This window comes from Haemophilus haemolyticus, assembly GCF_001679045.1.
GTDB classification, from domain to species: Bacteria; Pseudomonadota; Gammaproteobacteria; order Enterobacterales; family Pasteurellaceae; genus Haemophilus; species Haemophilus haemolyticus.
The window spans coordinates 36,488-60,054 of the sequence record NZ_LYCK01000002.1; the positions used below are offsets into that span (position 1 = coordinate 36,488).

The window sequence follows — 23,567 nt, forward strand, 5'->3', positions numbered from 1 at the left end:
GAACTAGATTGAGTTACTTTTCTTCACATTATCCTGCTACGGCCGGTAAATATCCCCATTGAATTAAAAATGGAATGACCATAATCACCACGCCAATCAATAACGCAAATATCAAAGCAAAATTACCGCCAGCAACACGATATGGCAATGTTGGATTTTCAATACGTGTACGCCATGCCAAGCCAATTGGTAAAATTAAGCAATAGAACGCACACAACAAACCTGCGTAACTTAATGCAGTAATAAATCCTTCAGGATAAAACAATGCAAATACAAGTGGTGGTAAAAATGCGGCAATAGTTAATACAACGCGATTATTTGGTAAATGATAGCGTTTGAATAAATCACCTAAGCCTTCAAACACACCAAGCATTACGCCTAAGAATGAAGTAATTAAAGCGAGTGATGAGAACACGCGAACCACTTCCCCCATAAAATGAGAACCTGTAATTTCACGTGTTGCATTCACTAATCCATTTAGCGTTGGATCAGCTTGTAAAATACGCACAAATTCACTTTGACTTAATACACCATGAGTTGCTAACTGCCATACAAGGTAAGCGGCTAATGGAATCGCAGTACCAATCAAAATAGCACGACGGAATTTTTCTACACTTCCACCTAAGTAGCTATTTACACTCGCCATAATGACGTGGAAACCAAAAGAGGTGAAAAATATCGGCGCAGCAGAAACCACAAAAGCATAATCCAAAGGCAATGCCATTAAATTATCTGTTGCCACTTTTGGAAGCATCATAAACAGTACAAAAGCAAAGGCGACTAACTTACCAATAAATAACACGCGAGTTAAACCATCCACGCCTTTCGTTCCTATAACGACAAAAGAACCTAATACGACAGTGAAGATAACAATCGCCGTTTTAAGCGACATCGCTTCCATTCCAAAAGCAGTTGGCAAACCTGAAAGTAAAGATCCACCACCCGTAATATAAGCGGCTGAAAGCGCATAAAGTAAAATTAACAAACTCAACGTTGCTAAAATACGTCCCGGAACGCCAAAATATTTTTCAGCGAGCGTGGCCACACCGTCATCCAACTGATCCGCTGTTTGATACACTTCTACAAACAACAATCCACTGTAAACCAACAAAGCCCACAAGCCAACGAGCAATAACACGGTATAACCAAAGCCCATGCCCGCTGATGTAAGCGGCATAGCAAGCATACCTGCTCCAATGGTTGTGCCTGCAATAATCAGCGCACTCCCAAATGTTTTATTCTGTAACATAAAATTATCCTTATAGTGTTGTGTTTGAAAACTAATTTAAAGTTGACCGCACTTTTCTTTATAGTGTAAACGGCAAACCGAAAGGTAAGAGTCATTGCCGCCAATTTGAATTTGCGCGCCTTCTTTAATAACCTCGCCTTGATCATTTAAGCGCAAAACAAAATTAGCCTTACGGCCACAATAACAAATTGTTTTTAATTCTTCGAGTTGATCCGCCCAAGCCAGTAAATATTTACTTCCTTCAAAAAGTTCCGCTTGAAAATCTGTACGCAAGCCATAACAAAGCACGGGAATATTGAGTTTATCAACAACATCACTCAACTGGTAAACTTGTTGTTTGCTAAGAAATTGAGCTTCATCCACCAACACGCAATGCACTTTTTCTTTTTTTAAGTACTCATTGATTTCATCAAACAAATTGGTTTCCGAGCGAAATAAAAAGGCGTCTTGCGAAATACCAATACGCGATGTGACTTTCCCCACGCCAAAACGATCATCAATCGCAGCCGTGTAAACTAATGTGTTCATATCACGCTCACGATAGTTATAGGAAGATTGTAGCAACGTCGTTGATTTTCCAGCGTTCATTGTGGAGTAATAGAAGTAGAGTTTTGCCATTTTTTCTCCTAAATTGCCGGTAATTCCGTCATTGCCCAACGAGGCTTAACATCAATAGCCAAATCGCTATGCTGACCTTGTTTTAAACGTAAAAAACCTGTGTAAGCAATCATGGCGCCATTATCTGTACAAAATTGGGGTTGAGGATAAAACACTTCGCCACCTAAATTTTGCATTAAGTGCGCAAGCGTTTCTCGGAGTTTTTTATTTGCACTCACTCCTCCCGCAATCACTAAACGTTTATAGCCAGTTTCTTTTAATGCACGCTTACATTTAAGCGCAAGAGTATCCACCACTGCATCTTGGAAAGCATAAGCAATATCCGATTTAGTTTGTTCTGTTAGTTCACCCTCGTTTTTAATTGCTTTATTAATCGTATTCGCAGCAAATGTTTTTAAACCTGAAAAGCTAAAATCAAGGCCTGCACGATCTGTCATTGGGCGTGGAAATGTGAAACGATTTGGAGTGCCTTTTTCTGCTAAACGAGAAAGTGCCGCACCACCTGGATAATCTAGTCCAAGTAATTTTGCTGTTTTATCAAAGGCTTCACCTGCAGCATCATCAATGGATTCGCCAATCACTTCATATTTTCCTACACCATCTACACGCACTAATTGAGTATGGCCACCCGATACCAACAAAGCAACAAAAGGAAAGTGCGGTGAGTTTTCATCAAGCATTGGCGCAAGTAAATGCCCTTCCATATGATGAATACCAATCGCAGGAACATTCCACGCATAAGCTAAAGAACGCGCAATCGTAGCGCCGACGAGCAATGCGCCGACAAGCCCTGGTCCACTCGTATAAGCAATACCATCAATATCGCTCGCCGTTAACTTAGCTTCTTCTAACGCAGCTTTAATGAGAGGAGCTGTTTTCCGAATATGATCGCGTGATGCTAATTCAGGAACCACACCACCATAATCTGCATGCAGGGCAATTTGAGTATAAAGTTGATTAGCAATTAACCCTTTTTCTTCATCATAAATCGCCACGCCCGTTTCATCACAGGAGGTTTCAATGCCTAAGATTTTCATTGATTTTCTTAATTTATTACCTAAAATGTTGTGCGATTTTACCCTGTTTAAGCGGTTTTAACCAGTTGAAACCACAAATATTAAGGTGAATTGGCATTCTTTCCTTTACTTTTTCCCTAAAAGTAGATTAGAATTGCGTCCTTTATTAAATTTACCATTTGCACAGTGATGCTTTGGTGAAAATAAAATTTTAAATTGCAATTAAATTAAACTCATTGAGGTGATTGGCTTATGCCTGTAATTAAAGTACGTGAAAACGAATCATTTGACGTAGCTTTACGTCGTTTCAAACGCTCTTGCGAAAAAGCGGGAATCTTAGCTGAAGTACGCGCTCGCGAATTTTACGAAAAACCAACTACAATTCGTAAACGTGAAAATGCAACACTTGCAAAACGTCATGCAAAACGCAACGCTCGCGAAAACGCGCGCAATACCCGTTTATACTAATTTATAGTATTTTCTGACTCGAGTTAAGACAAACCGTGAATCCTTTGGGCTCACGGTTTTGTTACTTTAAGCACAACAAAAATCTACGCCAAAAACGACCGCACTTTCACACCACGATCACGGAGGCTCGACAATGAAAGGTTCTATTCCACGCCCCTTTATTGATGATTTGCTGACAAAGTCCGATATTGTCGATGTGATTAACACGCGCGTAAAACTAAAAAAAGCTGGCCGCGATTATCAAGCCTGTTGCCCTTTCCATCACGAAAAAACACCATCCTTCACAGTTAGCCAAAAGAAACAGTTTTATCATTGCTTTGGTTGTGGCGCACATGGTAATGCGATTTCCTTTTTAATGGATTATGACAAGCTTGAATTTGTAGAGGCTATTGAAGAACTTGCAGCAATGGCAGGGCTTGAAGTACCTTACGAAAAACGCGCTAATAACAGCGGGAAACCTCAAGCTAATTATCAAACCAAACGAAATCTCTATGAATTAATGCTAGAGATTGCCAAGTTCTATCAAAGCCAATTACCATTAAATGCGCAGGCGCAAGGATATTTACAACAACGCGGGCTTTCACCTGAAATTATTGAGCGTTTTCAAATTGGGTTTGTACCGAATGCGATGGATACGGTACTGCGTAAATTTGGTGTTAATCGTGAAGAACAACAAAAACTCATTGAGTTAGGCATGCTTTCTCGAAATGATCGTGGCAATATTTACGATAAATTCCGAAATCGCATCATGTTTCCAATTCGCGATAAACGTGGTCGTACCGTCGCTTTCGGTGGGCGGGTATTAACGGATGAAAAACCGAAATATCTGAATTCACCAGAAACCATTACTTATCATAAAGGTAACGAACTTTATGGTTTGTACGAGGCCTTACAAGCCAACGATGAACCAAAACAATTACTTGTTGTTGAAGGTTATATGGATGTGGTCGCATTAGCACAATTTGGCGTCGATTATGCGGTGGCTTCTTTAGGTACGTCCACGACATCAGAACAAATTCAACTTATTTTTCGTTCGACCGAGCAAGTTGTTTGTTGTTACGATGGTGACCGTGCAGGGCGTGATGCAGCGTGGCGAGCATTAGAAAATGCCCTGCCTTATTTAGAAGATGGCAGACAACTCAAATTTATTTTCTTGCCAGAGGGAGAAGATCCCGATACTTACATTCGCCAATATGGCAAAGAAAAATTTGAAGAATATATCGAAAGTGCGCAATCTTTAAGCGAGTTTATGTTTGCTCACTTAAGCCCACAAGTTGATTTTTCTAGCAAAGAAGGGAGCGGAAAATTAGTTGCTCTGGCTGCGCCGTTAATTCGCCAAATTCCAGGAGAAATGCTTCGCTTATCGCTGCGCAATATGTTGGCTCAAAAGCTAGGAATTTTTGATCAAACTCAGCTGGAAAATCTTATTCCAAAACAATTAGAACACGCCAATACACAACAAAAAGTTGCTAATAATAAGCTCAAGAAGACGCCAATGCGAATGGTCATTTCCTTGCTTCTGCAAAATCCTGAATTAGTAAAACGCATGTCTGAAAGCGGTGTGCAAGCATTACGTGCGGAAGCTGGTTTTGAAATTCTGGAAAAATTGACCGCACTTTGTCGCCAACGAGAAGGTATTACGACAGGGCAGATTTTAGAGCACTTCCGCGATACGCCTTACAGCAATCCCCTTGAAATACTGGCAACTTGGGATCATTTATTAGACGAAGCAGAAATGATCAATGCATTTTCACAAAACTATCGTCGCTTAAATATTCAAGCCATTGAGCGGGACATTGAAATGCTTATTGCTAAAGAACGAGCAGAAGGGCTTACTGACGAGGAAAAAACAGTGCTCGTTCACCTTTTAGCTGGTAAAGAACAGCAGAAAAAACAGTTAGTTAATCCTCAATAACAATGGTAAAATTCTAAGTTCGTAACAAGAATTATATTGCTACTATCACATCAAGCAAAACGGATATAAAAATGGAAAAAAATCAACAATCTACGGCTGAACAATATTCAGAACAAATTGAACAACTGATGGAATTAGGTCGCACCCAAGGTTATTTAACCTATGCAGAAATTAATGATTTATTACCAGAAGATGTCATCGACCCTGAATATTACGATAAGTTGCTACAAACGCTGCAAAATGATGCAGGGATTCCTGTCTTGGACGAAGCCCCAGAAAGCGATGAGATGATGTTGAATGACACTATTCCGGATGAAGATGCGGTGGAAGAGGCAACCCAAATTCTTTCAAATGTAGAATCTGAAATCGGTCGAACAACCGATCCTGTCCGTATGTATATGCGTGAAATGGGAACAGTCGATCTTCTTACTCGTGAAGATGAAATCAGCATTGCAAAACGTATTGAAGAAGGAATTGATGAAGTTCAAACATCCATTGCAGCCTATCCTGAAGCTTTAAATGGATTGCTAAAAAATTATGATGATGTGGAAAAAGGAAACTTCCGTTTAGCTGACTTAATTACAGGTTTTGTCGATCCAAATGCCGAAATAGAAGAACATAATGTCATTGATGAAAACTTTTCTGAAGACGGAGAAGAATCAGAAAGTGCGGATGTTGAAGACAATGAAGATGAAGACGAAAGCGAATCAGAATCTACATCAGATTCAAGCGAATCTGATAATAGCATCGATCCAGAGGTCGCGCGAGAAAAATTCCAACAGTTAAAAGACCAGCATACCAAAACGCTTGCTGTTATTGAAAAACATGGCCGCTCAGGAAAACGTGCCCAGGATCAAATTGCACTGCTTGGTGAAATTTTTAAACAATTCCGCTTAGTACCAAAACAATTCGATTTACTCGTTTTATCAATGAAAGAAATGATGAAACGTGTGCGCTATGAAGAACGCCAATTACAAAAAATATTAGTTGATATTTCAGGAATGCCAAAAGATGATTTTGAAAAACTCATTACGACTAATGGCAGCAATACTGAATGGGTACAAAAAGCCTTAAAATCAAGCAAACCATGGGCAAAACGCTTACCAAAATATGAAGAACGTATTCTTGAGGCATTAAACAACTTAGCTAACATTGAAGAAAATACGAAACTTACCATTACTCAAATGCGTGATATTTGTGATGCGGTCGCTCGAGGTGAACAAAAAGCTCGTCGTGCCAAAAAAGAAATGGTAGAAGCTAACTTGCGTTTAGTAATTTCCATCGCAAAAAAATACACGAATCGCGGTTTACAATTCCTAGACTTAATTCAAGAAGGGAATATTGGTTTAATGAAAGCGGTAGATAAATTTGAATATCGCCGTGGTTATAAATTCTCTACATATGCGACCTGGTGGATTCGCCAAGCCATTACACGCTCTATTGCGGATCAAGCGCGAACAATCCGTATTCCGGTACATATGATTGAAACGATCAATAAACTTAACCGCATTTCTCGCCAGTTATTACAAGAAATGGGACGTGAAGCAACGCCGGAAGAATTAGCTGAACGCATGGGTATGCCGGAAGATAAAATCCGTAAAGTATTGAAAATTGCAAAAGAGCCAATTTCTATGGAAACGCCTATCGGTGATGACGATGACTCACATTTAGGTGATTTTATTGAAGATTCAACCTTAGAACTTCCTTTAGATTCTGCAACAGCACAAAGCTTAAGAGTTGCGACTCACGAAGTTCTTGAAGGCCTAACACCACGAGAAGCAAAAGTATTACGTATGCGTTTTGGTATCGATATGAATACCGACCATACGCTTGAGGAAGTGGGTAAACAATTCGATGTTACACGCGAACGTATTCGTCAAATTGAAGCAAAAGCTTTACGTAAATTACGTCATCCTAGCCGCTCAGAAACATTAAGAAGTTTCCTTGACGACTAAAAGTTACAAATAAAAAGGAGCTATCGCTCCTTTTTTATTACGTTAAACTAATAATAAAAAACCCGATCTAAGACCGGGTTTTATTTTGCCTATCTGACAAATTATTCTGCAACAACGATTACATCTAATGTTGCAAATACTTCACCGTGAAGTTGGAAACGAACATCGTGGTCACCAAGAGTACGGATTGGACCGTTTGGTAAACGAACTTCACTTTTCGCAATTTTAACGCCTGCTGCAGTTACTGCTTCCGCCACATCACGAGTAGTGATTGCGCCGAATAAACGACCTTCATCACCTGCTTTAGATGCGATAGTCACAGAACCTAATGCAGTAACTTCTGCTGCACGAGCTTGAGCTGCTGCAAGATTTGCTGCCGCTGCGGCTTCTAATTCTGCACGACGTGCTTCAAAGTGTTCAATGTTAGCTTTAGTTGCCATAACTGCTTTACCTTGTGGGATTAAGAAGTTACGTGCGAAACCTGATTTAACATTTACTTGATCGCCCACTTGACCTAAGTGAACAATTTTATCTAAAAGAATTACTTGCATTACCGTATCTCCTTAATTACTGATGATTGTCAGTGTATGGAAGTAACGCTAAATAGCGAGCGCGTTTGATTGCACGAGCTAATTGACGTTGGTACTTCGCACGAGTACCGGTAATACGGCTAGGTACAATTTTGCCGCTTTCTGAAATATAGTTCTTTAATGTAGCGATATCTTTGTAATCGATTTCAACAACATTTTCCGCTGTGAAACGGCAGAACTTACGACGACGGAAATAACGTGCCATTTGGCTAGTCTCCTAATCTATAAATTCGATTTGCTCGGCATGTAAAACTAATTGGCATAACCCACTTTGGGTTTTATGTGATGTAATAAACCCCACCACCAAAATTTTACTACCGACCGTAATGCTTTGAGTTTTTTCTATCAATTGATTACCACTAATTTGAACTGGCATCTTTAACCAAGCTTGACGTGTGAAACCACTTTCAATCTGATCAGAACGATGTTCTAACAAAAACTTGCAATGCTCAATTCCACTAGGGCTCTTTAATCGCTTTGGTAACTGAGAAACGACTCCCATAACCGAAAAACGATTATCAATTTTCAAATTACTCTTCAGCATCCTCAAAATCGTTGTTTTCAACTTCAGCTAAAGGTTTACGTTCTTCTTTAGCCGCTTTCATTGGGGACGCTTCTGTTACGGCGTGCTTAGTATGGATAACAAGACTGCGTAATACAGCATCGTTATAACGGAAAGTCGTTTCTAGCTCGTCGATGACTTGTTGAGGCGCTTCTACATTCATAAGCACATAGTGTGCTTTGTGTAATTTATTAATTGGGTACGCTAATTGGCGACGACCCCAATCTTCTAGGCGATGAACTTGACCACCAGCTTCTTTTACAGAACCGGTGTAACGTTCGATCATACCTGGTACTTGCTCGCTTTGGTCCGGATGAACCATAAACACGATTTCGTAGTGACGCATTACTGCTCCTTACGGGTTAATCAGCCTTTGACGTAGATCAGCCACCAATCTGCAAAGGCAAGGAACGAAAAATTCAATGTGGCTAAGGGTTGCGGATTATACCGATTTTTTTACGTTCCGCAACCAGTTTGAATTCTTTTTGAACAAAAAAAGAAGGTCGATATTGTAACAATATCGACCTATCTCAAATCTTCTGTAATTAACGACTGCGGAAAATAATACGACCTTTACTTAAATCATAAGGGGTCATTTCTACAGTCACTTTATCCCCAGTCAAAATACGGATATAGTTTTTACGCATTTTTCCAGAAATATGCGCAGTAACCACGTGACCGTTTTCCAACTCCACGCGGAACATAGTATTCGGTAAAGTCTCTAAAATTGTGCCTTGCATCTCAATGCAATCTTCTTTCGCCATTGTATCCTCTAAAAATAATCGATTTTTTATCCGCACTTTAGGCGGAAAAGTTAAGAAAAACGGGCGGATTATAGCCGTTTTTAATGTTAGACGAAAGATTAAAATAAAATTGAACAGAAAAAAATAACCTCTATAATGCAAAAGCCTTTTCTCAATAAGTATGATCCTCAAATGCATATAAATTACGTTATTAGTCTCACTTCAGCATATCAACGACGAGAGCATATTCAAAAAGAATTCTCTCAACAAAACATTCCCTTTGAATTTTTTGATGCTTTAAAACCTTCAAAAGAATTAACCTCGTTAATAGAGAAATTTATCCCTAATCTACTCCATGCAAAGTTAACTGAGGGAGAAAAAGCATGTTTTATGAGCCATTACATGCTATGGCAAAAATGCTTATCCGAAGATCTACCCTATATTTACATTTTTGAAGATGATGTATTATTAGGTGAGAATGCAGACAAATTTTTAGCTGAAGATGAATGGTTAGAAGAACGTTTTAAACAAACTGATAAATTTATTTTAAGATTTGAAACATTTCTAAACTTTTCTAAATGTAAAGATAAAAAAATTAAACCTTATTCAGGTAGAAAAATATTAAAACTAGTATCAGAAAATTGTGGTGCCGCAGGGTATGTTATATCTAGAGAAGCAGTTAAACAACTAAATGCTCATATCTGTTCGCTTACATCCAACCATCTACTCGCGATAGATTTGTTAATGTTTAATATATTTAACCAATCTACATACCAGGTATCACCAGGTGTATGTGTTCAAGAAGGACAGCTATATCCAAAGGATATAAAATTACATAGTCAGTTAGAAACGGGAAGACAAAAATATCTTAGTGTAAAGAAAAAAAGAACACTAAAAACAGTATTAATATCTTTAGCAGGAAAACCTAAAAAAATATTGAGAAAAATATACAGAAAGCTATTTATTTCTAAATACATAGTACCATTTAGATAATCCAACATTATACTTTGATAAGGTAAAAATATGACTAAATTAATAACAATTTCATTAACTTGCCAAAAATTTCAATATGGCGGAGGAATGGAAAGATATCTTCTTGATATTGTTAATGGATTATCTAAGACAAATATTACACCTAAAATTTACTCTGCCAAGTTTGATACCGCATTACCTGAATATAATTTAATTAATCCAATTAAGATTAATCTTTCTTTTGTTCCTAAAAAATGGAGAACCTCGTTTCTTTCCTATTTTTCAAATAAATATAAAGAAAAATCAGAAGTCTCACTTACCACCTCTTATACCCTATCTGATGTGGTTATTTGTGGTGGAAATCATAAAGGATATCTACAAGCATCAAAGAAAAAACCAAGCATATCAGATCGATTTAAAATCATGGGTGAACAAAAATCCTTAAATCAATCCAAATATGTCATCGCTCATTCTGCATTGATGAAAAAAGAACTCGTTGAGTTATATCATATCCCAGAAAACAAAATTGATGTGATTTATCCCCCTATTAATACTGATAAATTCACACAAATCAATGAAGAAGAAAGAGTGAAGCTCAGAGAAAAGTTAGGTTTTAAAAAAGATGAAGTCATTTACCTATTCCCTTCTACTGGGCATACGCGAAAAGGTTTCGATATTTTGAAAAAATATTTTGAAAAAACTCAGTTACCTATTCGCTTAGTGGTAGCAGGAACGCCTGTAGAAGAAAATCCTAAAATCTCTTCGCTTGGTTTTTGCAAAAATATGCCTGAATTATATCAAGCTGCAGATTTCACCATTATGGCATCTCAATATGAGCCATTTGGGCTGGTTGGTCTAGAATCTATATTATCTGGTACGCCAGTTATTTTTTCTGAAAACATGGGATGCCTAGAAGTATTACAAAACGAATTTGGCTATACATTTTCTAGAGAAAACATGAATACATTGGATGATGCAATTCAAAAATCAGTAAAACAAGCATCTGAACATCAACATCGTATTCTCAATCCAATAGACTGTATTCGTTATAATCCAAGTTTGAGTCATCATATTAAAGCAATACTGGAACTCATCGCTAAATGATATTACCCATGACAGTTACACTAAAATTTACAAAAGAAATACAGGCTCTATAATAACCGCACTTTTCTTATTAAATAGTACTTATGAATTCAAAAAAACACTTAGGCCATACCGCACGTAAACGTTTTGGCCAAAACTTTTTGCATGACACCTCTGTGATTCAAGGTATCGTAGCGGCAATTTACCCACAACCCAACCAATTCTTAGTGGAAATTGGTCCGGGGCTTGGCGCATTAACAGAGCCAGTTGGTGAACTTGTCGATCATCTGACTGTAGTGGAGCTTGACCGAGACTTAGCAGAACGTTTACGTCATCATCCATTTTTACATCAAAAGCTAACCGTTATTGAAACGGATGCGATGCAATTTAATTTTGGTGAGCTTTATGCAAAAGAAAATTTGGTAGAAAAAGGTCAGAAATTACGTGTATTTGGTAACTTGCCTTACAACATTTCTACCCCATTGATGTTCCACTTATTTAAGTATCATGATGTGATTCAAGACATGCACTTCATGCTGCAAAAAGAAGTGGTTAAACGCTTATGCGCAGGACCAAATAGCAAAGCTTATGGCCGATTAACCATTATGGCGCAATATTTCTGCCAAGTGATGCCTGTGCTTGAAGTGCCACCTTCCGCATTCAAACCTGCACCGAAAGTGGATTCAGCGGTTGTGCGTTTAATTCCACATAAAGAATTGCCGCACCCTGTAAAAGATTTATATTGGCTGAACCGTGTTTGCTCCCAAGCGTTTAATCAACGTCGTAAAACATTGCGTAATGCTCTCTCAACACTATTTTCACCTGAAAATCTGACCGCACTTGGTATTGATTTAAATGCACGAGCAGAAAATTTAGCTATCGCAGATTATGCACGCCTAGCGAACTGGTTGGCGGATAATCCACCAGCTGATATCAATAAAGATGAAATCTTAGATTCAGAAGAGTAAAAAGAGCGGTTAAAATGGCAACCTATTTCGTCGGTGATTTACAAGGCTGTTATGATGAATTACAGCTTTTATTAGAACGAGTAAACTTCAATCCTGTGCAAGATAAACTTTATCTTGTGGGGGATCTTGTGGCACGTGGAGATAAATCACTTGAATGTCTTCGTTTTGTAAAATCACTTAGAAGTGCGGCGCAGACTGTCCTTGGTAATCACGATCTGCATCTAATTGCAACTGCACTGGGTATTAAAAAAGTAAAACCGCGTGATCGCGTTGATGCCATTTTTAATGCGCCCGATTTTGATGAGCTGATTCATTGGTTACGCCATCAGCCCTTACTTGTGCATAATGAAGAATTAAACTTCCTGATGGCGCATGCAGGCATTTCGCCTGATTGGGATTTGGAAACTGCGAAATCTTGTGCGGCTGAAGTGGAACAGATTTTACAGCACGGCGATTTTCATTATCTCATTGAAAATATGTATTCTGAACAGCCTGATCGCTGGTCGCCTGATTTACAGGGCTTAGCGCGTCATCGTTACATTATTAATGCTTTCACTCGAATGCGTTTTTGCTATTTAGATCATCGTTTTGATTTTGCCTGTAAATCCCCTTTAAAAGATGCACCAGCTGAACTCACGCCTTGGTTTAATTTAGATAATCCTCTTTATAAACAAATTCCCATTGTATTTGGACATTGGGCAAGTTTAGTGGATGAGCCTACTCCACCAGGTATTTATGCCTTGGATACAGGATGTGTGTGGAATAATCGAATGACCCTGTTGCGTTGGGAAGACAAACAGCTCTTCACGCAAAGTGCGGTCAAAAATTACAGTGATTTTTAAGGAAACGCTATGCTCTCGCTCACTGCTGAATCTTGCGAACTGTTCAATATTCCTTTCTATCAATTCGCCCAAATGAAAAAATTCTGTCCGGAAGATATTCCGGCAATTAAAGCTGATTACAAATTACATTGGGATAACTGGAAAGCGATTATCCAAGAAGTCGCAAAGCAGCTTGGCACACCTTTTGCGAAACCACATATTGAAAGTTGGACCAATGGTTGGCAAGTGCGCGCACATTTCTTCGCTTATTTTAAATACGAGTTTAACCAAAATTCTGCAGCAATCTTTTCTGTACTATTAAATCGTCGTAGATTAAGAGTGTGCTTAGATTGGCATTGCTATCGTGCTGATCGCTCGCAAATTAATGTTCAGCAATACAATCAATGGCTTGATCAATTTGACTTCAAACAATTTGCTGATTTTGATATTTGGCGAGAGGGTGAAAGTGAATATGATGATTTTCGCCAAGTAAAACAAATGACTAAAAACGATCTCATTTTACGCTCAGAAGAAGATTTTTGGTGCATAGGCAAAAGCATTGAAAAATCGGAGCTCTGTCAAATAAATCCCGTATATTTTATCACTCAAACTATTCAAGCATTACAACCAATCTACGAATATTGCCATCAATAAAAGTGCGGTTATTTTCATGAAAGTTTTTCGCCCTGTTTAGTTGTTATGTTATCATTACATTAATTTAACATTTTTAACAATTTAAACTTTTAGGAGAGCTTTATGAAAAACGTCGTGATCGTTGGCGGGGGCGCTGGCGGCATTGAATTAGCGACATTCTTAGGTGATAAATTAGGTCGAAAAAAACAAGCTAAAGTGACACTAGTGGATCGCAATGCCACGCATCTATGGAAACCCTTATTACATGAAATTGCAACGGGCGTAATGGATGATGGCGTAGATTCTCTTAGCTATCGCGCACATGGTAAAAATCACCATTTCAGTTTTGAACAGGGTTCAATCACTCGTATTAATCGTGAACAAAAATATGTTGAACTTGCTCCTGTTTATGGGCAAGAAGGCGATATGCTCGTCGTTGCTCGCCGAATTCCTTACGATTATTTAGTGATTGCAATTGGTAGCAAATCAAATGATTTCAACACAAAAGGTGTAGCTGATAACTGTATTTTCTTAGACAGCTCAGATCAAGCGCTTCGCTTTCAGCAAAAAATGTTGGAATTATTCCTTAAATTCTCTGAAAACCGTGCTTTAGATGATATTGGTGAAGAAGAATTTAAACAAAAATTAGTGAATGAAAGCAAAGTCAATATTGCGATTGTTGGCGGTGGCGCAACCGGCGTGGAATTAACAGCTGAGCTTTATCATGCTACGGAAGATTTATCTTCTTACGGCTATGGCAAAATTGATAACTCATGTTTACAAGTCACACTCGTTGAAGCGGGACCACGCTTACTGCCAGCATTACCCGAAGATTTATCAGCTGCGGTATTAGATGAGTTGCAAGAAATGGGCACGAACGTGAAATTAAATACAATGATCACCGAAGCTCAACCCAATACCCTTATCACCAAAGATGGAGAAGAAATTAAAGCAGATCTTATTGTTTGGGCAGCAGGCGTTCGCACTTCAACAGTGACACAACAATTTGATGGATTAGAACTCAATCGAATCAATCAATTAGTGGTAAAAGACACGCTTCAAACAACCGTTGATGACAGTATTTTTGCCATTGGCGACTGTGCAGCATTAACTCAGCCAAACGGTAAATTAGTGCCACCAAGAGCTCAAGCTGCACATCAAATGGCAAAAGCTTGTGCAAAAAATATCTTTGCACTTTTTGAGCAAAAACCATTAAAAGCATTTAAATATAATGATAAAGGCACCTTGGTTTCTCTTTCGAGCTTCACTGCATTAGGCAGTATTTCGAATAAATTTGGAAAAAATCCACTTACCGTTCAAGGTAAATTTGCACAATTTGCCTATGTATCCTTATATAGAATGCATCAACATGCTTTACATGGTTGCATTAAAATTGGATTGATTATTCTGGTTGATAAACTTAATCGTTATTTAAAACCAAGATTAAAATTACACTAATCGTTAAAGACAAAAGTGCGGTGAAAAATCACCGCACTTCTTATCGAAATTTAATTTCTTGTACAATTCGCTTAGCTGCAGCTATGGGCAATTGCCCGATAAACGTAATTTCTTTTCCGCCATTCACTTCACTATAAATCGTGTATGCCCCTTGCTTCCAAGCATTTTCTGGCAAAACATTAGAGCCTGCGTTAGAAACAAATAGTGTAAAAGTAAACAAACCATCGCTATATAGCGCACTATCTATCACTTCATTTTCTAATGTTTCTTGAGTATATCGAATTAAAGAAAAACCTTGTGGCAACCAACCTGCAGACCAAGTTATATCTGAGCTTTGTTCATTTTTACTTTCTTTCAACAAAGGGGGCATCGAGACTTTGTTAATATACTCCGTCAACCCTCTTAGTCTATCATCGATATAAAGCGTTACAACTCTAAACTGATCAAGTAATTTACCTTCGCTATCAAGCATATCGCCGCGTAACAATAAACCATTTTCTTCATCGACAAACACTAAATACTGATATCGAAAATCATCTTTAGGGACTATACGGATCGTGTCAGCAAAACGCCCAGCCACTCGATCTTTGCCTATTTTTATAAAATCATAAACTGAAGAAAGTTTATCAAAATCAGCGCGAACAACAGCCGGCATTGCATCGACTATATTGCCACTATTAAGCGTAAATGCTTGAGTATTTGGCTGAAAATAACTGACTAAATTATCACGTTGAATAATTTCTTGTTGACGACCATCAAGCGTCACTAATTGCGCATAAGTTTTATTATCTTTCTTAATATGACGATAGCGAAAGGAATCCATATTTGATGGCGTTGTTTGAACAAAGGCAATTTCATAATTGAGATTATCCAATGCTTGTGTCATTTTATCTAAAGACTGCTTCGCAGAAAGCTCTTCAGCAGAAGCAATGCTACTTAATAGTAAAGAAAGAGAAAGTGCGGTGAATTTTAACGCGATTCTTTTCATAAAAATAAATTTAAAGGATAAAAATTCACCACGCTAAATAACATATTAGGTGGTGAATTAACATAAACTAACTGAACTAATCGTATTATTTCTGACTATTACTACTTACATTTAATGCATCGGCATGCATACGACGTTGTAATTCATAGTTCTGTAACATCGCACCAATACGGCGACTTTTTTGTTCAAGCTGCTCTGATGTCAATGTATCTTTACTCGGCGCATTGTAGCTCACCTCTTGAACCGCATTATTAAATGGCAAGGTTTGCAATACTGGAGTCTCAGGTAAATTAGACGCTTCGTTTTTATTATTGAAAGATTGAACACCAAGTACCGCCACTAAACATACACCAGCAGCAACAGCAACTTGTGTCATTGGCGCAAAGAACGCTTTTAACTTTTGCATAAATACAGAATTATGCGCATCTTCTGGTTCAGGTTGAGACACGGCAATGACATCGACTTTCTTCACGTCTTCAGATTCAATTAAAGCTGCCATTTTAGCGGTAAAATCAGCCCCTAGAAACAAAGCACTTTCTTTACGCATCACTGCACGTACAGCATGGAATGCCTGCCAAGATTCTTGTAATTCTTCGTCTTTCAATAAAGCATCTGTCAAGCCAGCCTCGACTTGTTCGCCATCCATATAGGCTGAAAGTTGCTCTTTTTGCATAGTAAACTCCGACTTTTTTATTCGCGTTGCATCAGTGGCTGAATTTTATTCTCAATAATTTCCCTTGCGCGGAAAATACGGGAACGAACAGTACCAACAGGGCAATCCATAATTTCTGCAATCTCTTCATAGCTTAAGCCTTCTAGCTCTCGCAAGGTGATTGCTGTTTTTAAATCTTCTGGCAAACTGTGAATCGTACTAAACACGATTCGTTCAAGTTCACTAGATAACATTTCATTTTCGGGTGTATCTACATCCCGCAAGTGCGTACCCACATCATAATTTTCAGCATCCTCAGCTAAAATATCTTCATTAGGTGGACGACGCCCTTGAGCCGTTAAATAATTTTTTGCCGTATTGACGGCAATTCGATAAAGCCATGTATAGAAAGCACTTTCGCCACGAAAAGATTCAATTGAGCGATAAGCCTTTATAAAGGATTCTTGCACCACATCAGGAATATCGTTACGTGATACATAGCGAGTCAAAAGCCCCGCCACTTTATTCTGATAACGAGAAACCAACAAATTGAAGGCTTTCTTATCCCCTTGCTGCACTCTTTCTACCAAAGCCTGATCTGTTAGCTGTTCAGCCATATTTCTCCTATGCCAATATCTAACACGCCTTAATATTCAAGACAGCAAGCTCTTGTTGCAATCTCAGACACAAGTGTGTGAAAAAAGTTCATACGTATCTTAATAATTTTAATTAGTTGTGATTTTTTGTACGTTTTGGATATATTCCACCATAGATTGAATTTCTGAATCTGATGATTGACCACGATTAAAAAACCAAGAAAACAGCTGCAGATCTGTACTTGCTAATAAGCGAATAAATATATCTTTTTTGTCATCTGTTAATTCATCAAAATGCTTCAAATAAAAAGGCATAATGATTTTATCCAACTCCAACATTCCTCGGCGGCAATCCCATTCAATACGGAGTTTATTATATTTTTCCATTTTTAATTCCTTAAATTTTAGGGAGCGATTATAGCCTAAAAAATGACAATAAAAAAAGGTTGGCATATTTACCAACCTTTATTTTTCAATTTCATTATTTATTCTTTAATAAATCACGAATTTCTGTGAGCAAATCTTCCGATGTAGGACCTGATTTTTTCTCTTCTGGTTTTCTCACTTTATTAAGTGCCTTAATCATCATAAAGATTGCAAAAGCAATAATAATGAAATCAATCACATTCTGAATAAACACACCGTAGTTTAAAGTAACAGCTGGAACATCGCCTTGTGCTTGAGCTAATACAAATTTCATATCTTTGAAATCAATGCCACCCGTTAAAATACCAAGAACAGGCATAAAAATATCACTAACAAGTGAACTTACGATCTTACCAAACGCACCACCGATAATCACACCGACAGCCATATCTACAACATTACCGCGCATTGCAAATTCGCGAAATTCTTTAATAAAACTCATAATAATTTTTCCTTTAGAGATTGAATAAAAGAGCGCCTATTATAATGAGTCGCTCTTAAAAGTAAATAAATCGTTAAATAAAGAATGCACTTGGCTGGAACAATTTTTCAATTTCAGGCACATTCTTCTTATCACTCAAATAAATCACCACATGATCGCCTTCTTCAATCACAACTTGGCGTCGTGCAACAATTACATCATTTCCACGCAATAAAGCACCAATAATGGTTCCCATAGGCAAACGCAACTCACCTATTTTGCGCCCGACCACATCGGATGTGCTTTCATCACCATGCGCGACAATTTCAATAGCCTCAGCAATACCATGTCGTAATGTAGCCACATTTTTCACATCCCCTTTACGAACATGCCCAAGCAAAGCAGAAATTGTCGCTTGCTGTGGTGAAACAACAATATCAATACTTCCACCTTGAATCAGGTTTATATAAGCTATTCGTTGAATCAGCACCATTGCCTTCTTGGCACCCAAACGTTTTGCCAATAAAGCGGACATAATATTCGCTTCATCATCACTACTCAATGAAAGGAACACATCGACATTTTCAATATGCTCTTCAAACAATAAATTTTGATCAGACGCATCTCCATAAAAAACCAAGGTTTTTGAAAGTTTTTCAGCTAACAAATTAGCCCTTTCTTCATCACGCTCAATTAATTTTACGGTACAAATATTTTCCAAACATTTCGCTACGCCAGCGGCAACATTTCCGCCCCCAACAATCATTACACGTTTATAAGGTTTTTCTAAGCGTTGGAGTTCACTCATTACCGCTTTTATGTGCTCAGTTGCACAAATGAAAGTAATTTCATCACCGGCTTCAACAATAGTAGAACCCTGTGGGCGAATCGGTTTGCCGTTACGCAAAATAGACATAATACGACAATCAATATGTGGCATATGTTCACGAAATGCGGAAAGCGCATATCCAACCAAAGGACCACCATAATAAGCTCTTACCACAACCATGCTAATACGATTATTCGCAAAATGGGCAACTTGTAATGCCCCTGGATAAGCAATTAAGCGTGTAATTTCATCTGTCACAAGATTTTCAGGCGAAATCAAATGATCAATAGGTACATTCTCATCATTGAATAACTTATCTTTTTCACGTAAATATTCTGAATTACGAATACGGGCAATACGCGTTGGTGTATTAAATAATGTATAGCCCATTTGGCAGGCTACCATATTGATTTCATCAGAAGCTGTTACGGCAACCATTAAATCTGCATCGGCAGCACCTGCATCACGAAGCACTTTGGGTGATGATGGCGAGCCTTGCACCACACGCAAATCATGCTTTTCTTGTAAGGCTTGTAACTGTGGGGACTCGTTATCAACGAGTGTGATATCATTATCTTCACTAACCAAATTTTCGGCAAGCGTTGTTCCTACCTGACCTGCGCCCAAAATAATAATTTTCATCGCTTACTCCGTTCGTTCTAATACAAGAGGACGAATGCCTATTTCTGATGAATTTAGACCGCACTTTAATGCGTTAATTTGGCGACAAATTTCATCTGTCACGCCATTAGCCTGAGCCATTTGTTCTTCAGTAATCTCCTGTGGCGCTTTTTGGAATAAAATCGCATCTAATAGCCGTTCTGCATGCATTCCATCTCTGCAGTAATGAAGTACGCCAACATCATTAAATAGCGTTGCAACTTTAGCTATCTTAGTTGTCGCAATACCAAGTGCACCATCTTCACCGCCTAATTGACGAAATAATTCATCTTGTGGAAAACCGCCACATGCCAAGAAAAAAGCTCGACGAAAAACCACGCTCCCACCACAGGTCATTCGCATGTGTTGCCATGCAAACTCAAAATTAGGATGCTCAGCGTAACGCGCAGGCAAATCAATCGGTTTTAATGCTAAACGTACCACTGAGGTATCTGGTTGAAAATGAAAAGTCGCCGCTGCAACTTCTAATGCGCCCTGCTCATAAGCATCATCAGCATCTAAAAAAGCAATAAATTCATTACTTGATTGCAACGCTCCCCAATTGCGCGCTTTAGCCACGCCAATATTTTTCGGCATAGACTCAACAACTATCTTTTCTGGATACTGCGTAGCCCATTCTTTCGCCAAAGCTAACGTGCTATCTTTAGAGCCATCATCAATCAACCAAATTTTCCCCAAATAAGTTTGAGGCAATACGGATTGCAATGCTCGTGATAGCGTTTGTTCTGCATTATAGCAAGGAATAATGACATCAATATTGGCAAACATTTTAGTCTCTAAGCACATTTACGTAACTTCGCATAATAGAACCCATCGCCACCATTTGGTTGCGGAATGAATTGAAAACCCACCGCACTTTTATCATCACTAAAGGGTAATAGCAATAACTCAGCATCCGCGTGAGCATTTAAAAATGCTTGGATTTGTTCGCAATTTTCTTCTGGCAATACAGAACAAGTCGCATAAAGCAAAACACCGTTTGGCTTCAGTTTTTCCCAAAGCGCACTCAAAATTTTCTTCTGTAGTTCAACAAGCTGAGCGATATCGGTTTCTTTGCGTAACCATTTTATATCGGGGTGGCGTCGAATCACCCCTGTTGCAGAACAAGGGGCATCGAGTAAAATTCGGTCAAATTTCACCGCACTTTTACCGATCTCAGCTAACCATTCGTCAGGTTGACTCGCATCACCACACACCACTATCGCTTGCTGATTTAAACGTTCAAGATTTTCTTCTACTCGTTTTAAGCGATGAGATTCTACATCTAATGCAATCACATTAGCCTGAGGTGCCAGTTCCAAAATATGAGTTGTCTTACCGCCCGGTGCAGCGCAAGCATCAAGGATCCACTCTTCATTTTTTGGCTCAAGCAAAGTTGCCGCCCACTGTGCACTCAAATCTTGCACCGTAACCGCCCCTTCTTCAAAGTGCGGTAATTTTTGCACAGCAATGGGTATATCTAAACATAGCGCATTAGGATGATGGCTTGTTTTTGCAGAAACACCGTGTTCTTCAAGGAAAGTGCGGTAAGTTTCGAGGGCGTTTTTTTGTGAATTCACTCGTAGCCACATTGGTGGTTTCTGATTGTTCGCCTCAATGATCTCACGCCAATTCGGATAGGCTTTTTTTAATTTATTCACGAACCATTCAGGGTGAAGCGTTTGCCAATTTTTATCGATAATGGCCAAAATTTCATCTTGCTCACGTAAAAATCTACGCAAAACCGCATTCACTAATCCTCTAAAACTATCAGATTTTAATGATTTTGTTGCGTTCACCACTTCATCAACTGCTGCATGAGCAGGCACTCGCATATAAAGCAATTGGTATAACCCTACAAGTAACAGGCAATGAACAATGCGAGTTTTACCTTTAAGCGGCTTATCTACAAGACGTTTGATAATTTGCTCTAAGCGAGGCAATACACGACACACGCCAAAACAAATTTCTTGTAACAAGGGAAAATCTTGGGCTTTTACAGAAGGTTGCACTTCAGGGATTAATGCCGACAAGGATTTACCTTCATCCAATACTTGTAAAATTAAGTTTGCAGCAATAGCTCTGGTCGAAAGTGCGGTCATTTTTACTGAGTTTTTTGCTTTGATAGTTTTAGAAGAGAATTTTTTCATTATGCAAGCACCTTACCAATAGTAAACCATTCTGCACGGCCATTTAATAAATCTTGTGCAGACATAGGCTTTTTACCTGCAGGTTGTAATTGCAATAAGTTTAAAACGCCATCGACAGTCGCAATTTGAATACCATTTTTATCCGCACTTAAAATAGTTCCCGCAGGTTTATCTTGATGAGGCAATACTTCCGCTTGGTACACTTTTAAAGTTTGTGCATTGCCATCCTTGTCTTCTGTTGAAAAATAAGCAATCGGCCAAGGATTAAAAGCACGGATATTACGCTCAAGTTGCATTGCAGGAAGTGACCAATCTAATTGTGCCTCTTCTTTAGAAAGTTTTTCTGCATAATTACTTTGGCTGTCATCTTGTTTTTCCGCTATAAATTTACCGTTTTCAAGATTATCTAAAACATCGATTAATGCCGATGGAGCAAGCTCCGCCAGTTTGTTATAAAGACTTGTTGAAGTTTCAGTCGGTAAAATATCACAATAGACTTTGTGTAACATATCACCTGTATCTAAACCTTCATCCATTTGCATAATGGTTACACCAGTTTGTGCATCACCAGCCCAAATTGAGCGCTGAATGGGTGCCGCTCCTCGCCAACGTGGAAGAATAGAACCATGCACATTCAAACAACCTAAACGAGGAGCGTCTAATACAGCTTTCGGTAAAATTAATCCATAAGCGACAACAACCATTACATCTGCATTTAACGCTTTTAATTCGGACTGAGCCTCTTCTTTACGTAAGGATTTAGGTTGATAAACGGGAATGTTATTTTGCTCAGCAAGTTGCTTAACAGGGCTTGCTTGCAGTTTTTTACCGCGACCAGCTGGTTTATCAGGTTGAGTATAAACAGCGATCACATTATGTTGAGAATTTAGAATGGCTTGTAAATGCTGTGCAGCAAAATCTGGCGTACCAGCAAAAATAATATTAAGTGATTTCATAATGTTCTACGTTATGGTGATTGATAGGAAAAAGTGCGGTTAAAATCAACCGCACTTTAATTAAGAATCAGAAGCTTATTGTTTCGCAATTTGTTTTTTATATTTCACCAATTTTTCTTTAATACGTTGGCGTTTTAGTGGAGAAAGATAATCAACAAATAAAATACCATTTAAATGATCAATTTCGTGTTGAATACAGATCGCAAGCAAACCATCCGCATCTAAAATAAATTCTTTACCGTCACGATCTAACGCTTTTACTGTAACCTTTTCTTTACGAGGAACCAACGCACGGAACCCTGGAATGGATAAGCATCCCTCTTCAATTCCCGTTTCGCCTTCAGAAACCAAAATTTCTGGATTGATGAGGACAAGCTGATTTTGTTTATCACCTTCAACATCAATAGTAATAATACGTTGCAAAATATCTACTTGAGGTGCAGCTAAACCAATACCTTCCTCTTGGTACATCGTGTCAAACATATCATCAACAATTTTACGAATTGCATCATTAACTTCAGTAACAGGCTCACAGACAACCTTTAAGTGATCATCAGGATAAATTAATACATTAAGTGCGGTCATAATTTCTCTTGTTTTTAAGGGTAGAATTTTAGCGGGATTGTAACACAGCTAATAAAACATTTATAGGAATGTGACTTCATATGAGTTGAAAAATCACTTACTTATTGAAAATTAAAACTAGACTCTTATTTCTTTAAATAATAAATAGATTATAAAAAAACAAAAACCCCAAGCTCTTCAGCCTGGGGTTCTTATCTTTTATTCTACTCTGCTTTATTCTATTTATGTATTTAGTAACCTGGCGGTGCCCTAC

At 38.3% G+C, this 23,567-nt stretch carries 27 protein-coding genes; 9 read left to right on the forward strand and 18 right to left on the reverse strand.

Translation table 11 applies throughout. The annotated features are described in order from the left end of the window. Positions 1-28 precede the first annotated feature (28 nt). The 3 genes from A8M50_RS02465 to tsaD are packed head-to-tail and all read right to left on the reverse strand — an operon-like array spanning position 29 to position 2,904. Positions 29-1,249: an aromatic amino acid transport family protein gene (locus A8M50_RS02465; protein WP_005643979.1), complete on the reverse strand. Its 1,221-nt coding sequence runs from the start codon at positions 1,247-1,249 to the stop codon at positions 29-31. 36 nt (positions 1,250-1,285) lie between these two features. After that, the gene (locus A8M50_RS02470) at positions 1,286-1,867 is read right to left on the reverse strand and encodes a thymidine kinase (RefSeq protein WP_005643955.1); all 582 of its coding nucleotides are present in this window, start codon (positions 1,865-1,867) and stop codon (positions 1,286-1,288) included. Between the two features lie 8 nt (positions 1,868-1,875). Continuing rightward, positions 1,876-2,904: a tRNA (adenosine(37)-N6)-threonylcarbamoyltransferase complex transferase subunit TsaD gene (gene tsaD / locus A8M50_RS02475; protein ID WP_005643998.1), complete on the reverse strand. Its 1,029-nt coding sequence runs from the start codon at positions 2,902-2,904 to the stop codon at positions 1,876-1,878. A gap of 231 nt (positions 2,905-3,135) precedes the next feature. Between tsaD and rpsU the strand changes: the two genes are divergently transcribed. The 3 genes from rpsU to rpoD all read left to right on the forward strand — a co-directional run bounded on the left by rpsU (position 3,136) and on the right by rpoD (position 7,221). After that, positions 3,136-3,351 (forward strand): 30S ribosomal protein S21, encoded by a 216-nt coding sequence (rpsU, locus tag A8M50_RS02480; protein ID WP_005627632.1) that lies wholly within the window; start codon positions 3,136-3,138, stop codon positions 3,349-3,351. Between the two features lie 133 nt (positions 3,352-3,484). Continuing rightward, entirely contained in the window at positions 3,485-5,266 is a 1,782-nt protein-coding gene (dnaG, locus tag A8M50_RS02485) for a DNA primase (protein WP_005643943.1), read from the forward strand. A 71-nt stretch (positions 5,267-5,337) separates the two neighbouring features. Continuing rightward, entirely contained in the window at positions 5,338-7,221 is a 1,884-nt protein-coding gene (rpoD, locus tag A8M50_RS02490) for an RNA polymerase sigma factor RpoD (protein ID WP_005643928.1), read from the forward strand. A 101-nt stretch (positions 7,222-7,322) separates the two neighbouring features. Here rpoD and rplI read toward each other — a convergent pair whose 3' ends face one another. From rplI to infA, 5 genes are all read right to left on the reverse strand, one after another. Continuing rightward, a complete protein-coding gene (rplI, locus tag A8M50_RS02495) occupies positions 7,323-7,772 on the reverse strand; it encodes a 50S ribosomal protein L9 (protein ID WP_005627626.1) in 450 nt (149 codons plus the stop codon). A gap of 16 nt (positions 7,773-7,788) precedes the next feature. Continuing rightward, positions 7,789-8,016: a 30S ribosomal protein S18 gene (gene rpsR / locus A8M50_RS02500; RefSeq protein WP_005598105.1), complete on the reverse strand. Its 228-nt coding sequence runs from the start codon at positions 8,014-8,016 to the stop codon at positions 7,789-7,791. Positions 8,017-8,028: 12 nt separating this feature from the next. Beyond that, entirely contained in the window at positions 8,029-8,355 is a 327-nt protein-coding gene (priB, locus tag A8M50_RS02505) for a primosomal replication protein N (RefSeq protein ID WP_005639404.1), read from the reverse strand. Then, positions 8,342-8,719, reverse strand: a complete 378-nt coding sequence (rpsF, locus tag A8M50_RS02510) for a 30S ribosomal protein S6 (protein WP_005627620.1) — start codon at positions 8,717-8,719, stop codon at positions 8,342-8,344. Before rpsF ends, priB begins: the two co-directional genes overlap by 14 nt. 199 nt (positions 8,720-8,918) lie before the next feature. Then, on the reverse strand, positions 8,919-9,137 hold the full coding sequence (infA, locus tag A8M50_RS02515) for a translation initiation factor IF-1 (RefSeq protein WP_005627617.1): 219 nt from the start codon (positions 9,135-9,137) through the stop codon (positions 8,919-8,921). 135 nt (positions 9,138-9,272) lie between these two features. Between infA and A8M50_RS02520 the strand changes: the two genes are divergently transcribed. The 6 genes from A8M50_RS02520 to A8M50_RS02545 all read left to right on the forward strand — a co-directional run bounded on the left by A8M50_RS02520 (position 9,273) and on the right by A8M50_RS02545 (position 15,051). Beyond that, positions 9,273-10,109 (forward strand): glycosyltransferase family 25 protein, encoded by an 837-nt coding sequence (locus tag A8M50_RS02520; RefSeq protein ID WP_032826452.1) that lies wholly within the window; start codon positions 9,273-9,275, stop codon positions 10,107-10,109. Between the two features lie 30 nt (positions 10,110-10,139). Continuing rightward, positions 10,140-11,192 (forward strand): glycosyltransferase family 4 protein, encoded by a 1,053-nt coding sequence (locus A8M50_RS02525; protein ID WP_005643939.1) that lies wholly within the window; start codon positions 10,140-10,142, stop codon positions 11,190-11,192. Between the two features lie 83 nt (positions 11,193-11,275). Continuing rightward, positions 11,276-12,139 (forward strand): 16S rRNA (adenine(1518)-N(6)/adenine(1519)-N(6))-dimethyltransferase RsmA, encoded by an 864-nt coding sequence (rsmA, locus tag A8M50_RS02530; RefSeq protein WP_005644006.1) that lies wholly within the window; start codon positions 11,276-11,278, stop codon positions 12,137-12,139. Positions 12,140-12,153: 14 nt separating this feature from the next. Continuing rightward, positions 12,154-12,981, forward strand: a complete 828-nt coding sequence (gene apaH, locus A8M50_RS02535; protein WP_005643989.1) for a bis(5'-nucleosyl)-tetraphosphatase (symmetrical) ApaH — start codon at positions 12,154-12,156, stop codon at positions 12,979-12,981. A 9-nt stretch (positions 12,982-12,990) separates the two neighbouring features. After that, the gene (locus A8M50_RS02540; RefSeq protein WP_005643987.1) at positions 12,991-13,614 is read left to right on the forward strand and encodes a glucose-6-phosphate 1-dehydrogenase family protein; all 624 of its coding nucleotides are present in this window, start codon (positions 12,991-12,993) and stop codon (positions 13,612-13,614) included. 102 nt (positions 13,615-13,716) lie between these two features. Beyond that, positions 13,717-15,051 (forward strand): NAD(P)/FAD-dependent oxidoreductase, encoded by a 1,335-nt coding sequence (locus A8M50_RS02545; RefSeq protein WP_005644010.1) that lies wholly within the window; start codon positions 13,717-13,719, stop codon positions 15,049-15,051. 40 nt (positions 15,052-15,091) lie between these two features. Here the strand turns inward: A8M50_RS02545 and rseB are convergent, their stop codons facing one another. The 10 genes from rseB to def all read right to left on the reverse strand — a co-directional run bounded on the left by rseB (position 15,092) and on the right by def (position 23,314). Beyond that, positions 15,092-16,039 (reverse strand): sigma-E factor regulatory protein RseB, encoded by a 948-nt coding sequence (gene rseB / locus A8M50_RS02550; RefSeq protein ID WP_005643975.1) that lies wholly within the window; start codon positions 16,037-16,039, stop codon positions 15,092-15,094. An 85-nt stretch (positions 16,040-16,124) separates the two neighbouring features. Then, positions 16,125-16,712 carry a sigma-E factor negative regulatory protein gene (locus A8M50_RS02555; protein WP_005643960.1) on the reverse strand — a complete coding sequence of 196 codons (588 nt, stop codon included), beginning with the start codon at positions 16,710-16,712 and terminating at the stop codon, positions 16,125-16,127. 17 nt (positions 16,713-16,729) lie between these two features. Further along, positions 16,730-17,308 (reverse strand): RNA polymerase sigma factor RpoE, encoded by a 579-nt coding sequence (rpoE, locus tag A8M50_RS02560; RefSeq protein WP_005627595.1) that lies wholly within the window; start codon positions 17,306-17,308, stop codon positions 16,730-16,732. 108 nt (positions 17,309-17,416) lie between these two features. Next, a complete protein-coding gene (locus A8M50_RS02565) occupies positions 17,417-17,674 on the reverse strand; it encodes an FAD assembly factor SdhE (protein ID WP_005643996.1) in 258 nt (85 codons plus the stop codon). 94 nt (positions 17,675-17,768) lie between these two features. Beyond that, positions 17,769-18,155, reverse strand: coding sequence for a large-conductance mechanosensitive channel protein MscL (gene mscL / locus A8M50_RS02570; RefSeq protein ID WP_005627591.1), 387 nt, complete (start codon positions 18,153-18,155; stop codon positions 17,769-17,771). Between the two features lie 73 nt (positions 18,156-18,228). Continuing rightward, a complete protein-coding gene (gene trkA / locus A8M50_RS02575; RefSeq protein ID WP_005643981.1) occupies positions 18,229-19,605 on the reverse strand; it encodes a Trk system potassium transporter TrkA in 1,377 nt (458 codons plus the stop codon). 3 nt (positions 19,606-19,608) lie between these two features. After that, a complete protein-coding gene (locus tag A8M50_RS02580) occupies positions 19,609-20,412 on the reverse strand; it encodes a glycosyltransferase family 2 protein (RefSeq protein WP_005643962.1) in 804 nt (267 codons plus the stop codon). A gap of 8 nt (positions 20,413-20,420) precedes the next feature. Then, positions 20,421-21,773 carry a 16S rRNA (cytosine(967)-C(5))-methyltransferase RsmB gene (gene rsmB / locus A8M50_RS02585; RefSeq protein WP_005643945.1) on the reverse strand — a complete coding sequence of 451 codons (1,353 nt, stop codon included), beginning with the start codon at positions 21,771-21,773 and terminating at the stop codon, positions 20,421-20,423. Then, positions 21,773-22,729, reverse strand: coding sequence for a methionyl-tRNA formyltransferase (gene fmt, locus A8M50_RS02590; RefSeq protein ID WP_005644000.1), 957 nt, complete (start codon positions 22,727-22,729; stop codon positions 21,773-21,775). The genes rsmB and fmt overlap by 1 nt, the downstream gene beginning before the upstream one ends. A gap of 75 nt (positions 22,730-22,804) precedes the next feature. After that, positions 22,805-23,314: a peptide deformylase gene (def, locus tag A8M50_RS02595; RefSeq protein WP_005643992.1), complete on the reverse strand. Its 510-nt coding sequence runs from the start codon at positions 23,312-23,314 to the stop codon at positions 22,805-22,807. Positions 23,315-23,567 lie beyond the last annotated feature (253 nt).